At 64.0% G+C, this 14635-nt stretch carries 11 protein-coding genes and 1 pseudogene; all 12 read right to left on the bottom strand.

Features of this window, described 5'->3' with window-relative positions:
* Positions 1 to 24: 24 nt before the first annotated feature.
* On the bottom strand, positions 25 to 1485 hold the full coding sequence (gene cls / locus ACZK4Z_RS00060; RefSeq protein ID WP_032129285.1) for a cardiolipin synthase: 1461 nt from the start codon (positions 1483 to 1485) through the stop codon (positions 25 to 27).
* Positions 1486 to 1586: 101 nt separating this feature from the next.
* On the bottom strand, positions 1587 to 2000 hold the full coding sequence (locus tag ACZK4Z_RS00055; RefSeq protein WP_032129281.1) for an ExbD/TolR family protein: 414 nt from the start codon (positions 1998 to 2000) through the stop codon (positions 1587 to 1589).
* Between the two features lie 3 nt (positions 2001 to 2003).
* Positions 2004 to 2429 carry an ExbD/TolR family protein gene (locus tag ACZK4Z_RS00050; protein ID WP_012509603.1) on the bottom strand — a complete coding sequence of 142 codons (426 nt, stop codon included), beginning with the start codon at positions 2427 to 2429 and terminating at the stop codon, positions 2004 to 2006.
* Between the two features lie 57 nt (positions 2430 to 2486).
* Positions 2487 to 3248 (bottom strand): TonB-system energizer ExbB, encoded by a 762-nt coding sequence (exbB, locus tag ACZK4Z_RS00045; protein WP_004132614.1) that lies wholly within the window; start codon positions 3246 to 3248, stop codon positions 2487 to 2489.
* A gap of 94 nt (positions 3249 to 3342) precedes the next feature.
* Positions 3343 to 4011, bottom strand: a complete 669-nt coding sequence (locus tag ACZK4Z_RS00040; RefSeq protein WP_049399022.1) for an energy transducer TonB — start codon at positions 4009 to 4011, stop codon at positions 3343 to 3345.
* Between the two features lie 143 nt (positions 4012 to 4154).
* Positions 4155 to 5342: a tetratricopeptide repeat protein gene (locus tag ACZK4Z_RS00035; protein WP_032128511.1), complete on the bottom strand. Its 1188-nt coding sequence runs from the start codon at positions 5340 to 5342 to the stop codon at positions 4155 to 4157.
* A gap of 132 nt (positions 5343 to 5474) precedes the next feature.
* On the bottom strand, positions 5475 to 6281 hold the full coding sequence (locus ACZK4Z_RS00030; RefSeq protein ID WP_032128510.1) for a M48 family metallopeptidase: 807 nt from the start codon (positions 6279 to 6281) through the stop codon (positions 5475 to 5477).
* A 71-nt stretch (positions 6282 to 6352) separates the two neighbouring features.
* On the bottom strand, positions 6353 to 7198 hold the full coding sequence (locus tag ACZK4Z_RS00025; protein WP_125892593.1) for a CPBP family intramembrane glutamic endopeptidase: 846 nt from the start codon (positions 7196 to 7198) through the stop codon (positions 6353 to 6355).
* A 67-nt stretch (positions 7199 to 7265) separates the two neighbouring features.
* Positions 7266 to 9727 (bottom strand): annotated as a pseudogene (gene gyrB / locus ACZK4Z_RS00020) (DNA topoisomerase (ATP-hydrolyzing) subunit B).
* A 112-nt stretch (positions 9728 to 9839) separates the two neighbouring features.
* Entirely contained in the window at positions 9840 to 10934 is a 1095-nt protein-coding gene (gene recF, locus ACZK4Z_RS00015) for a DNA replication/repair protein RecF (protein ID WP_121504964.1), read from the bottom strand.
* 993 nt (positions 10935 to 11927) lie between these two features.
* A complete protein-coding gene (gene dnaN / locus ACZK4Z_RS00010; RefSeq protein WP_005411731.1) occupies positions 11928 to 13028 on the bottom strand; it encodes a DNA polymerase III subunit beta in 1101 nt (366 codons plus the stop codon).
* A 275-nt stretch (positions 13029 to 13303) separates the two neighbouring features.
* Entirely contained in the window at positions 13304 to 14635 is a 1332-nt protein-coding gene (dnaA, locus tag ACZK4Z_RS00005) for a chromosomal replication initiator protein DnaA (RefSeq protein ID WP_005411730.1), read from the bottom strand.

Here is a 14635-nt window from a genome sequence, read left to right as displayed (position 1 = left end):
TGATCGGCGCAGTGTAGCGCTGCGTCAGAGCAGCGGCGAGGCCAGCCGGGCGAAGGCCTCGGGCAGGCGGTGCAGCCACAGCGAACGACCGGCCTGGTCGTGCACACGCGTGGAACGGTCGAATTCGCCCTGCAGCAGTTCGGCCAGCGCAGCCACCCGGTCACGGTCGCTGATCATCATCGACAGCTCGAAGTTCAGCCGGAAGCTGCGGTGATCGAAGTTGGCACTGCCGACGATGCAGACGTCGTCATCGGCGATGAAGGCCTTGGTATGCAGCATGCGTGGGCCGTACTCGTAGATCTTCACCCCGGCATGCAGCAGCTCGTCGAAGTAGGAGCGGGCGGCCTGGGTGACGAACCAGGAATCGCTCATCTTCGGCACCAGCAGGCGCACGTCCAGCCCGCCCAGCGCGGCCGAGGTCAGTGCCATCCGCGCCGCTTCGCCCGGCACGAAGTAGGGCGTGACCAGCCAGACGCGCTCGTGCGCTTCCTGGATCGCCGCCACATGCAGGCGATGGATCGTTTCCCAGCCCGAGTCCGGGCCGGAGACCAGCACCTGGGCGTTGATCGCACCATCGCCGCGCAGCGGCATGTCGGCTGGCCACAGACGCGCGATGTCCATGCGCGAGGGATCCTGTCCACTGGCGTAGAGCCAGTCCTCGGCGAACACCAGCTGCAGGCTGCGCACCACGTGGCCGCGGATGCGCATGTGCAGGTCGCGGTAGGCATCCGCCCTGCGGCTTTCATCCTCGTCGTCGGTGATGTTGATGCCGCCGGTGAAGGCGAGGCGGCCGTCGACGATCACCAGCTTGCGGTGGGTACGCAGGTTCAACCACGGGCGCTTGAATGGCTTCAGCAGCTGCCGTGGGTGGAACCAGATCGCTTCGCCACCGGCGTCGAGCAGCGGCTGCAGGAAGCGGCGGGGCAGGGCCGACGAACCCACCGCGTCGAGCAGCAGGCGCACCTGCACACCCGCGCGGGCGCGCTCGACCAGGGCGTCGCGCAGCGCGGTGCCGGCATGGTCCGGGTTGAAGATGTAGTACTCCAGGTGCACGTGATCGCGGGCCTGCGCGATGGCGTCCAGCAGGGCCGCGTAGGTTGCCGCGCCATCCACCAGCCAGGTGACTTCGGTGGCGCTGCTCGGCGCGAGCCCGGTCGTGGCCTGTGCGACCTTGGCCAGCTCGGTGCAGTCGGCGTCGGGTGGGCAGACATCGCTGTAGTGCTCCATCCCCGAGCGGGCACGGCCACGGCGCAGGCGCTGCCGCTTCACCTTCTGCGGGCCCAGCAGGTAGTAGATGAAGAGACCCAGGTAGGGCAGCAGCGCCAGCGACAGGATCCAGCTCAGCGTGGCCACCGGCTCGCGCTTCTGCAGCATGATCCAGCCCGCCAGCGCGAACAGGTACAGCAGATAGGCGACCGCCAGGATCGTGCCAAGGTGGGCGATGCCGTCGAGCCAGTGGCGCAGGGAGTCGAAGAGGGCGAGCATCCGCCGATCATAACGGTCCAGGCCGTCAGGCATAAAAAAGACGCCCCTGTTTCCAGGGGCGTCTGCAGTCGCGTCATGACTGTTGTATTGCGGTGTAGCAGTTACTGCTGCACAAAACCGATCTTCTTCATCTGAGCGTTCTTCGCGGCAGCCAGAACCTTGGCCATCACGTCGTACTCGGAATCCGGGCTCGCATCGATGCGCAGTTCCGGCTGGTTGGTCGGGTCCTTCTGGACCTCGTTCTCCATCCGCTGCTGCAGCTCGCTCGCATTGATCGGGCTGTTGTTCCACGAGACCTGGTTGCTGGCGTCGATCTTGAGTTCGATCGGCGGCGGCGGTTCGACCAGCTGCGGCGGTGGGTTGAGCACGCGCTGCGGCAGGTCCACGGCGATCGGGTACGTCATGATCGGCGCGGTCACGATGAAGATGATCAGCAGAACCAGCATCACGTCCACGAGGGGCGTGACGTTGATGTCTGCCATGGGGCCTTTGCCACCACCACTACTGAATGCCATGGCTTACTGCCCCTTCTCTTTGGTCGCGACGAAGCCGACGTCCAGCATGCCCTGTTCCTGCGCGATCTTGGTCATCTCGTTGATGACACGCATCTTGGTGGTGCGGTCACCACGCAGGTTCAACGGCGGCTGCGGGGTCTGCTGGGCGGCGGTCGCCAAGCGCGACTCGAGAGTCTGCTTGTTGATTTCTTCGTCGTTCCAGTAGATCGAGCCATCTTCCTTGACTGCCAGGGTGATGGGGCCCTTGCGGTCGTTGGTGTCGTCCGGCTTCTGGACCAGGTTGGCCTCCGGCAGATCCACCTTGACCTTGTGGGACATCAGGGGCGCCGTGATGATGAAGATGATCAGCAGCACCAGCATCACGTCCACGAGGGGCGTAACGTTGATGTCGGCCATGGGGCCGCCGCTGTTACCACTACTGAAAGCCATAACGGGCTCCGTCTAGATCGTGTTGACTACGTTCTCGCTGGGTACAGCGCGTCGCAATTAGCGGACGCGCGAACCGGTGGCGAAGAAGTCGTGCAGGTCGTGCGCGAAGGTATCGAACTTGCTGATGGTCGCGCTGTTGATCTTGCTGAAGAAGTTGAAGGCGAACACGGCCGGGATCGCGACGAACAGACCGATCGCGGTCATGATCAGCGCTTCACCCACCGGGCCGGCAACGGCGTCGATCGAAGCGGAGCCGGTGGCACCGATCTTGATCAGCGCGCCGTAGATGCCCCACACGGTACCCAGCAGACCGACGAACGGAGCGGTCGCGCCGACGGTGGCCAGCAGGGTCATGCCCGACTGCAGCTTGTTGCTTTCGCGGGTCACGGCCTGACGCAGAGCGCGGTCGACGAACTCCGAACGGCTCAGGTTCTCACCCACGCCGCCGGTGGCGCCGCCTTCAGCGCGCTGGTGGTGGGCAGCCGCCTGGGCAGCGTCCAGGGCGATCTTGGAGAACGGCTCGGAAGCCGGCTGTTCTTCCATCGCACGGATGGCGTCCTGCGCGTTCGGGGTATCCCAGAACAGGCTGACGACGCGATCAGCGGCGCTCTTCAGGCGGGTGGCGCGGAAGATGTTGATGACGGTCCAGTACCAGGACATGGCCGACATGACGACCAGGGTCAGCAGCACGACCCAGGAAACCGCGAAATCACCCGGCTTGGTGGTCATTTCGTGGATCAGGTGCTCGAAGCCCATCTGCGACAGGGCGTTGGACGGATTGCCCCCGGCAGCAGCGGCGATGAAAATTTCCTGCAGCATGACGCTTACCTTTGTTGTGTGTGGTGATAAAGGGTGTAGCTAAGCTAAACAATCGAACTGGGAGCGGGGGTGGCCAGGCGGCCACCCGGACGCATCAGTTCAGCGCAAAGTTGACCGGGACGCGAACGCGACCTGCCGCCTTCTTACCGCCAGATTCAGCGGCGTTGAAGCGCCACTTGCGAGCTGCTTCCATCGCAGCACGGTCCAGGTCGCGGTTACGGCTGGACTTTTCCACCGTGACATTGGTGACGTTGCCGCTGGCATCGACATCAATGATCAGGATCACTTCGCCCTGGATACCCGCGCGGAAGGCTGCCGGCGGGTAGCGCGGCGGGTTCATGGCCTTCGACGAGATGTCCACGCTGGCCTCGATCGAGGTCGGCGGAGCCGGCGGCGACGGAGGCGACGGCGGGGTGACGATATCGCTCGGGCGCGGTTCCGGCACGTCCACGACCGGCGCCTGCGGCGGCGGCGGGACCGGCGACGGCTTCGGCGGCGACAGGTTCTTCACCGGCGGCGGCGGAGTATCCGTCGGCGGCGGCGGCGGCGGCGGCGGTGGCGGCGGCGGCGGGGCGTCGACGATCGTCACCATGACGTTGCGCTCCTTCTCAGCCACGGCCTTGGGAGCCACGGCGGGGATCAGGAGCATCATGAACGCGGCCAGATGCAGGGCAATTACAAACGCGATGCCGACGATGCGAGGCCAGCTCAGCCCCTTGTCATCGGGTTGTTCGTACCGGTGAACGACTAGTTGTTCCGTCATGCGCCAAGAGCTCAATAGTGGGGCCGGGATGCCGGGGGCGGAATCCCTGATCAGCGGTGCATGACACCGCAGGAACCTCCAAGCTTATACCAATCCTGAGCGCCTGCGCATCAACTGTGCAGGCATTCAGGCGTTATTCCTACTTACTTCAGGTTGATGATTTTTTTGGCATCAGCCTGGTTCTTCACACCCTTCGCCAGCGCCTGCTGGGCGGCCTGCTTGGCCTCCGGGATGCGACCTTCGGCATGCAGGACGCGTGCCAGGTTCAGGTAGGTCTCACCGTCCTTGGACAGCGGGGCAGCCTTCTGCCACGCATCGATCGCCTGCGGCACCTGGTCGGAGTAGTAGTAGGACTGGGCCAGCGCCAGGTAGACCTGGTAATCCGGCTTCAGGATGCCCTTCTGCAACCCTTCGTTGATGACCGCGATGACGTCCTTTTCCTTGTGTTCGGTGTTGGCATAGATCGAGTACAGCTGCTTGTACTCGCGCTCTTCGGTGAGCTGGCCGCTGCTGCGCAGCTTGTCCATCACCGCGGCAGCCTTCTCCATCTGATCGGCCTGCATGTACATGCTGGCCAGGTTCAGCTGGGCCTTCTTGTCGTTCGGGTTCTTGGCGGCCAGTGCTTCGGCTTCCTTCACCGCTTCACCGGACTGGCCGGCTTCGGAGAGGGCCGCCATCAGCAGCTGGTTCCAGTTGTCCTTCGGTTCGGTGGCACCGGCGATGGCCTGCTTCAGCACCGGGATCGCTTCCTGGTAGCGCTCCAGCTGGTACAGCGCCTGGCCCTTGGCGATCAGCTCTTCCGGCTTGGTCGACTTGCTCTCGGCGAAGTACTTGTCCAGGGTCGCCAGGCCTTCGGCGGTCTGGTCTTCCTGCAGCTGCAGCTGGCCCAGCATCAGCATCGACTGGAAGTGGCCGTTGTTGTCCAGGCCGTTGAACTGCAGGACCTGCTTCAGGTAGGCCACGGCAGCCGGGGTGTCGTCGGTCTGGTAGGCGGCCTGCGAGGCCAGCTGCGCGGCCAGCGACTTGTCGTACTCGTTCGCGGCGCTGTCAGCCAGGATCGCGTCGGCCTGCGTGCGCGTCTCCGGGAACTTTTCCTTGTTGTAGCTGTCGATCATCTTCTGCAGCTTGCTGCCCAGCTTGGCCGATGCCTTGACGGTCGGCTCCTCGCGGGTCGCGTTCGGGTACAGCGCTTCGGCCTTGGCCTGCTTGCCGCCGCGGTTGCCACGCTCGGAGGAACGCGAGGACTGCGCGAAGGCATCGGTGACCACGGCGCCGGTCAGGGCGGTCGCGACGAGGACGGAAAGCACAGCTTTGTGGTTACGGAAAATCATCGTTCACCTCGATCGAACCGCCGGATAGCGGCAAAGTCGGACTGTCAGAAAAATCTGAGCCGCCAAACGTATCAGAAACAGATGGCGTGAGAAATCGTTTTATGTGCTGCAATACAGCATAGAACTGCGCACTCATCCGCACTTTGGCCGCAGCCCGGCCGCCTGCGCCTGCTGATAGACCGGCGTCAGTCCCGGTGCATCGCGTCGCAGTTCCTGGATACGGTTGGCTGGATCGGGGTGGGTGGACAGCCATTGCGGGCTGCGGCCGCCACTGGCGGCCATCATGTTCTGCCACAGGTCGACCGCCTGCGCCGGGTTGAAACCGGCCTGGGCCATCAGTCGCTGGCCGATCACGTCGGCCTCGCTTTCCTGGGTGCGTGAACCGGGCAGCAGGAAGGCGGTCTGCGCGCCCATGCCCCCGAGCTGGTTGACGGTGCTGGCAGCGCCTTCTCCGTAGGCCGCGCCGGCCAGCGCACCGAGCACGGCCAGCCCGGTCTGCGCACCCATCTGCCGGGTGATGCGCTCTTCGTGGTGGCGGGCGATGACGTGGCCGATTTCATGGCCGATTACGGCAGCCAGCTGATCCTGGTTTTTGGCGACGGTGAAGATGCCGGTGTTCACGCCGACCTTGCCGCCGGGCAGGGCGAAGGCGTTGGGCTCCTTGTCGACGAACACGGCCGTCTCCCACCGTACGCCACGGTATTGAGGCGGCAGCTGCGCGACCAGGGCGTTGACCACGCACTGCACGTAACCGTTCTGGCGGCCGTCGGTGCTGATCTTTTCCTTCTGCTTGGTTTCGGCGAACGCCTGTGCGCCGAGCTGGTCCAGCTGCGCCTGCGACACCCCGCCCACCATCTGCCGACGGCCGGTAGGGGAGGTCGTGGTCGCGCAGGCGCTGACCAGGGTGGTGATGACAAGGGCCAGCAGCAGTTGTTTCATGGATCCACCCCCGTGTTCATATGCGCAGTGTGTAGCGTAGCGGCTTAATCTTTCGTCAAGCGGACACGGCGTTACGTTGCCCCGAAGAACACAAGCGCGGCAAGCGCCACGCCGTTGTTCAGCGCGTGCGCGGTGATCGCGGCCCAGAGCGTGCCGGTGCGCTGGTACAGCCAGCAGAACGCGGCACCCATGCCGCCATAGACCAGCCACAGCTGCGCGATCTCGGCCGGGCCGTTGGCACTGGTGCCAGGGATTTCATGGATCAGGGCGAAAGCAAGGCTGCTCAGTACCACGCCCAGCCACGGGCGTCCGGCCTTCCACAGGCGGCCAAACAGCACGCGGCGGAACAGCAGCTCCTCGTAGGCCGGTGCCAGTACCACCGCGAACAGCACCAGGAACAACGGGAAGCGCGCGATCGCACTCTGCATCAGCGCCAGATTGGTGGGAACCGGCTCGATGCCGAACTGCTTGGACAGGAAGGCGATGCCATTGCTGCCGAGCACGATCAGGGTCGCCACCAGCAGCGTCCAGCCCCAGGTGGAGGGACGGCGCAGCGCCTGGCGCGACGCGTGGCGCTCGGCGGCATTGGCCGGCCGTCGCCAGAAGTACAGCAGCAGCGCGGCGCCGCCGGTGGCAAACAGCGCCATGAGAATCTGCGCAAGCGCGCCCGGCTGGCCCAGTGATGCCGCTACCGAACTGGCGTCGGGGGCGCCAGCGCCGGCCTGCGCGTTCGCGTAACCAACCACCACGCCACGGTACAGGCCCCATAGCAGGCCGCTGATCAGGCTCAGGCCGAACAGGGTGACAGCGGCGATACCCAGGTCGATGAAAAACCCCGCCAACGGCGAAACGGCACGCGGCGCGGCAGAAGCCGGCGGAACCGGGGGCGGAGCGGAAACCGGGGCGGATGCGGACATCAGGTACCTGCGTTCAAGAGTCGAAGGCCGGCGCGCCTCCCCGCGCACCGGCCGTGTCCCGATTGTGTCAGATATCCAGGTTTGCGACCTTCAGCGCGTTGTCTTCGATGAAGTCGCGACGCGGTTCGACGACATCGCCCATCAGCGTGCTGAAAATCTGGTCGGCAGCGACAGCATCTTCGATGCGCACCTGCAGCAGTCGACGGGTTTCCGGATTCACCGTGGTGTCCCACAACTGCTCCGGATTCATTTCACCCAGACCCTTGAATCGCTGGATCTGCCGGCCGCGCTTGGCCTCCTCGAGCAGCCAGTTCTGTGCCTTGGCAAAGCTGTCGACTTCGATCGACTTGGCACCGCGGGAAATGGTCGCGCCTTCGCGGACCAGACCGTGCAGCAGCTTCGATGCCTGGTGGATCGCGCGCAGTTCGCCGCTTTCGAAGGCCGACATCGGCAGCACCTGGATGTGCTGTTCGCCCATGTGGCGACGGGTCACCAGCACAGCGGCCGGGCGCTCATCGTTGGCGTCCTGCAGTTCCAGCGTGAAACGCGGGCTGCCCAGGCTGCCCTGGTTGAGACGCTTGGCCAGTGCATCCAGGCCCTCGCCTTCGCCGGCAGCGCGCAGGCTTTCCAGGTCCATCGGGACGAAGTCGACCAGCGCTTCAAGCAGGTTGCGGTCGTAGCGGTGTGCGTTGCGCTCGATCGAATCCAGCGCCGCCGCGTAGGCCAGCAGCAGCTTCTCCAGCGCCAGGCCTTCGATGCCGGGCTCGCCGGTGGCCGGCACCAGTGCAGCGTTTTCCACTGCGCTGCTGGCCAGGTAGCTGTCCAGCGCCGGGTCGTCCTTCAGGTACAGCTCCTGCTTGCCCTGCTTGATCTTGTACAGCGGCGGCAGGCCGATGTAGACGTAACCGCGCTCGATCAGCTCCGGCATCTGGCGGTAGAAGAACGTCAGCAGCAGGGTGCGGATGTGGGCGCCGTCGACGTCGGCGTCGGTCATGATGATGATCTTGTGGTAACGCAGCTTGTCTGGGTTGTACTCGTCACGGCCGATGCCGGTGCCCAGCGCGGTGATCAGCGTACCCACCTGGTCGGAGGACAGCATGCGATCGAAACGCGCGCGTTCCACGTTGAGGATCTTGCCGCGCAGCGGCAGCACCGCCTGGTTCTTGCGGTTGCGGCCCTGCTTGGCCGAACCACCTGCCGAGTCACCCTCGACGATGAACAGTTCGGACAGCGCCGGATCCTTTTCCTGGCAGTCGGCCAGCTTGCCCGGCAGGCCCGCGATGTCCAGCGCGCCCTTGCGGCGGGTCAGGTCGCGGGCCTTGCGCGCGGCTTCACGTGCACGTGCGGCATCGACGATCTTGCCGGCGATCGCCTTGGCTTCGTTCGGGTTTTCCTGCAGGAACTCTTCCAGCCGCGCACCGAAGGCGTTTTCCACCGCCGGGCGCACGTCGGAGCTGACCAGCTTTTCCTTGGTCTGGCTGGAGAAGCTCGGGTCCGGCACCTTCACCGACAGCACTGCGATCATGCCTTCGCGCATGTCATCGCCGGTCAGGTTGATCTTGGCCTGCTTGGCGATGCCGTTCTGCTCGATGTAGTTGTTGAGCACACGGGTCAGCGCACCGCGGAAACCGGCCAGGTGGGTACCGCCGTCCTTCTGCGGAATGTTGTTGGTGAAGCAGTACATCGTCTCCTGGTAGGAGTCGGTCCACTGCAGCGCCACGTCCACGACGATGCCGTTGTGCTCGCCGGTGACTGAAATGACGTTCGGGTGCAGCGGGGTCTCTTCAGCTGGGCCAGATGCTCCACGAAGCTGCGGATGCCGCCTTCGTAGTGGAAGTCATCGCGACGGCCGTCGCCACGCTCGTCGGCAAGGACGATCTTGACGCCGGAGTTCAGGAACGACAGCTCGCGCAGGCGGCGGGCCAGGATGTCGTAGTGGAATTCCACGTTGTCGTGGAAGGCGACGGTCGACGGCCAGAAGCGCACGGTGGTACCGCGCTTGGTGGTGGCTTCCAGCTTGGCCAGCGCAGTCACGGCTGCGCCGTTGCTGAATTCCTGCTGGTAGTGGGAGCCATTCTGGAACACGTCCACCAGCAGCTTCTGCGACAGCGCGTTGACCACGCTGACGCCGACGCCGTGCAGGCCGCCCGAAACCTTGTAGCTGTTGTCGTCGAACTTGCCGCCTGCGTGCAGGACGGTCATGACGACTTCGGCCGCAGACACTTCGCGACCGAGCTTGGCGCTCATCTGCTCGTGCTTGCCGGTCGGAATACCACGGCCGTTGTCGGACACCGAGACCGAGCCGTCGGCGTGGATCGTCACTGCAACGTGGTCGGCGTGGCCGGCCAACGCTTCGTCGATCGAGTTGTCGACGACCTCGAACACCATGTGGTGCAGACCGGTGCCGTCATGCACGTCGCCGATGTACATGCCGGGACGCTTGCGGACAGCCTCCAGGCCTTCCAGGGCGGTAATGCTGTTGGCGTCGTAATTGCCGTTGTTTGCCGGGGTGTTCTGTTCGTCGCTCATTGCGCTTGCCGTAGGCTCCGCAGGTCGGGCACCGCTTGGGGCGATGCGCCGAGAATGAAAGGATTCCAACCCGAATTATACCAGCCGGGGTCGAGCGGCCCTGGTGTGCCCACTATGGCACAGCCACGATCTGTGCATGTTCCACGTGGAACCGGGCGATGTGGGTCAGTTCCTGCAGCGCCGCCGGGGTTTCGGTGGCGGTGATGAAGATCTGTGCCGGCCCATTGAGCAGGCGCTCCAGTACCCGCGCCTGATGGGTGCGATCCAGCTCCGAGGCCAGATCGTCCAATGCGATCACCGGCCATTCGCCTCGCTGTTCCGCATAGTCCTCCGCCTGTGCCAACAGGCACGCCAACGCCGTCAGCTTGGCCTGGCCGCGGGACAGCGCATCACGACCTGGAATGCTGTGGAAATCCACACTCCAGTCCGCGCGGTGCGGGCCCACCGAGGTATACCCGGCCTGCCGGTCACGTTCCCGGGCCAGAAGCAGGGCATCGGCCAAGGGAAGCTCGTGCCGCCGCCAACCGGGGCTCAGCCCCAATCCCTGGATACCGAGCTGTGGAGCGAGGCTGGCGGCCAAGGCGACCGTGCGCTGCTGCAGACGCTCCAGGTAGTGCTGGCGGCGGCTGGTCAGTGGTTCTCCTGCCTCGGCCAGCTCGTGATCCCAGGTATCGAGCATCCGCGACGGCCCGCCCTGCTTGAGCAGGGCATTGCGCTGCTTCAGCGCCCGGGAGTAGCGACGCCACAGGGACAGAAAATCCGGTTCCACGTGGAACAAGCCCCAGTCGAGGAAGCGGCGGCGGGGTTCACCACCACCACTGACCAGTGCATGGCTCCCGGGCTCGAACGTCACCACGGCCAGCGCTGCGCAGAGATTACCCAGCTGTGCGACATCCTCGCCGTCCAGTCGCCCCTTCCAGTCCTGACCACTGTGGCGCAGGCCGGCTTTTCGGCGGTGGGGCGGGTGATGGGCACGCTGTTCGTCCCATTCCACGAAGATTTCCAGCGCTTCCTGGCCCTGGCGTACCAGACCGTCACGCACCCGGCCACGGAAGCTGCGGCCATAGGCCATCAAGTGCAGGGCTTCGAGCACGCTGGTCTTGCCGGCACCGTTGTCGCCGGTCAGCAGGTTCAATCCCGGCTGGGGCGACAGGTCCACCGCACTGAAACGACGCAGTTGATGCAAGGCGAGGCGGCGGATCTGCATGGGGCGCGAAAGACCATCCGCACAAGGCGGTAGAGGGGTAGGGAATCCATCAGCTTACTGCATCGGTCAAGCCAGCCGTGCCGCGCCAGACATCGCCACTGTGCTGAAGACTCCGTCTGGCAACCCTACGCGTGTTCCACGTGGTGGCGCTCCCTCACCTGGGCTCGCCTGGGTCTGGATACGCCCGGGAATCCTTGAATTCTGAGCGCCGGCGCAGGGTACCGGCCCTCAGATTTCAGCGATTTCAGCCTCATTCCGCGAGCATCGCCAGGTGCCCCGACGGTGGTTTGCGCGAACACCGCGCAGATTTCTTGAAATCTACGATGCGATGCCCTGGAGGGTTCCACAGATTTCAAGGATTTCGAGCCCGCCGTTTCACACTGTCCACAGCAGGTCTGTATGACTTATACACAAGGTATGGGCAAACTGTGGATAAAAAAGCCCTTTTGCCCGACCTGCGAAACTATCCACAGGTTCCCCCCCAGCCTGAGGGGCCTCTATACAGGGGGTTTCAGGTGCATAAATCTCTTCAAAATCAACTAGATAATGCATTTCTCCACGAAATCTGGGCCTACCATCACCACCATGCTTTAGATTTATACCCAGATTTAGAAGCTAGGCCGGCCCCGATCCGACCCCAACGAGACCTGTGGACAGTGGCGTCTGCAGATGAAGCAACCGCAGCGTTGCGACCCACGATCTGCTTCACCCCTCCGGCAAGTTCGGGGAACGTGCATCAGGCTGAAGACCCAGAACGGCATACTCGATCGAGAGCGGCTGGACAGCGCCCAAGCTCACAACCTGGATTCCAATCGCTCAGCGCCGATTGCATCGGAAGGGCAGCCAGGATCAATCGGCAACCAGCGATCTCAAGGAAGCCATTCACCCACACCTGGAGATCCGCCCATCGCGATGCTCCACGTGGAACCTGCAAAAAAAAAACGCCCGGGAAGATCCCGGGCGTCGTTCGGTTCCACGTGGAACAGGCTGCCGTTAGAGACGCAGCGGCATCACCACATGGCGCGACTTCTCGCTGCTGGATTCACGCACCAGCGCCGAGGAGTTGGAGTCGCGCAGCTGGATGATGACTTCCTCGTCGCGCAGGGCAGACAGGGCATCCAGCAGGTAGTTCACGTTGAAGCCGATGGCCAGATCGCTGACCGTGGTGTCGGCTTCGATCTCTTCCTGGGCTTCTTCCTGTTCCGGGTTGTGCGCGCTGATCTTCAGGTTGCCCGGCGAGACTTCCACGCGGATGCCGCGGTACTTCTCGTTGGACAGGATCGCGGCACGCTGCAGCGAGGCACGCAGTGCTTCGCGATCAACCTTCACTTCGCGGTCGGCACCGATCGGAATCACCGCTTCGTAATCCGGGAAACGGCCGTCGATCAGCTTCGAGGTGAAGGTGACATCGTCGCGCTTGACGCGGACGTGGCTGCGGCCGACTTCCAGCTCGATCTCGCGATCGCCGCTCTCCAGCAGGCGCTGCAGTTCGGTCACGCCCTTGCGCGGCACGATGATCTGGCGCTTGGAACCACTGGGCTTGGCCAGATCGGTTTCACACAGCGCCAGGCGGTGGCCGTCGGTGGCGACGGTACGCAGCGCATCGCCGCGCAGATCGAACAGCAGACCGTTGAGGTAGTAGCGCACGTCCTGCTGGGCCATCGCGAACGCGGTGCGTTCGATCAGTTCCTTCAGGGTCGCTTCGCCGATGGCCACGCGCTCGGTGGCTTCCACTTCGTCAACCGACGGGAAGTCGTTGGAGGGCAGGGTGGCCAGGGTGAAGCGGCTGCGGCCGGCCTGCACGGTGATCTTGTCACCGGTCTGCGAGACCGTGATCCGGCTGCCGTCGGGCAGGGCGCGGATGATCTCGAACAGCTTGCGGGCGGGGATGGTGGTTTCGCCGTCCTGGGCATCTTCAACCGCGATCCGCGACACCATCTCCACTTCCAGGTCGGTACCGGTCAGCGACAGCTGGCCGTTCTGCACCTGGACCAGGAAATTGGCCAGAACCGGAAGGGTCTGGCGGCGTTCGACCACGTTGACGACCTGTGCCAACGGCTTGAGAAAGGCTTCGCGCTGCAGTGTGAAACGCATGTGGTTCCGTGCCCCTATGCTTTAAAAAATGTGGAATAAATCAAAAGCTTGGTGGTGCTGGTAGAGACAGAATCGCTGGAAAACAACGCTAAGTCTTTGTAAATAAAAGAATTTCAGACATCGAAACCCTCTGTATTACCGACCCCCAGGGGGTGGGGAAAGCTGTGGATAAATCCAGCGCGATTTCAGACGCCATTTTTATCCACAACGTGTCCCGCGCTTGCTACCGGATTCTGCACCGTTTTGTGCGATGACGCCTCATCGGCATCCGTGCATCATTCGCTCAGCTTCCGGATCAGCTTGTCCCAGTCCTCGCGGAGCTTGCCGTCGGTTTCCATCAGGGTCCGGATCTGGCGGCAGGCATGCAGCACCGTGGTGTGGTCGCGACCGGCAAAGGCGTCGCCGATCTCGGGCAGGCTGTGCTCGGTCAGTTCCTTGGTCAGGGCCATGGCGACCTGGCGGGGGCGGGCCAGCGAGCGGGTCCGACGCTTCGACAGCAGATCCTTGATCTGCAGGCCGTAGTAGTCGGCAACGGTTTTCTGGATGTTGGGAATGCTGATCGCCTGCTGCTGGGCGCGCAGCAGGTCGCGCAGGGTTTCCTGGGCGAATTCGGTGGTGATCGCGCGGCCGGTGAAATTGGCGCGGGCGGTCAGGGTATTGAGCGCACCTTCGAGGTCGCGCACGTTGGAGCGCATCTTCTTGGCGATCAGGAACGCAACATCATCGGGAATCTCTGCACCGCGTTCGCGTGCCTTGGCCAGCACGATCGCAGCGCGGGTCTCGAAGTCAGGCGGTTCGATCGCGACCGACAGGCCCCAGGCAAGCCGCGACTTCAGGCGTGCTTCCAGGCCTTCGACCTCGCGCGGATAGCGGTCGCAGGTCAGGATGATCTGCTGCTTGCCATCGAACAACGCGTTGAAGGTATGGAAGAACTCTTCCTGGGTGCGGTCCTTGCCGGCGAAGAACTGGATGTCATCGATCAGCAGCGCGTCCACCTGCTGGAACTGGCGCTTGAACTGATCCATGGTCTTTTCCTGCAGAGCCCGGATCATCGCGCTGAAGAACTGTTCCGAACGCAGGTACAGCACCTTCGCACCCGGATTGGCCTGGCGCATGGCATTGCCGGCGGCGAACATCAGGTGGGTCTTGCCCAGGCCCGTGCCTCCGTACAGCAGCAGCGGGTTGTGCGCGCGGTCGCCCGGCTTCTGCGCTGCCTGGAAGGCGGCGGCCAGGCCCAGCTGGTTGCTGCGGCCTTCGACGAAGTTGGCGAACGTGTAGTGATTGTCCAGGTTGCCGGCAAACGGCACCTGCGGTTCGCTGGACACATGCGCCGACGGCGTGGAAACCGGCGCGTTCTGCGCCTCCACGGGACGCGGGCGCGAGCCGATTTCAAGAAAAACGTCGCTGAAACCGGCGAAATGGGCCAGCAGTTCGCGGATCCGGGCCAGGTACAGCTCGCGGACCTGGTCGACGATGAAGGCATTCGGTGCATACAGCACCAGGCTGTCCACGCGCAGATCGGCCTGCAGCGGCTTCAACCAGGTATGAACGTCTTCCGGCGGGAACTCCGCTTCGAGGCGCTCGAGACTACGGGACCAAGCATCCAT

The organism is Stenotrophomonas sp. 71799_Sma, from assembly GCF_056482505.1.
This window is presented reverse-complemented; position numbering and strand designations above follow the sequence as displayed.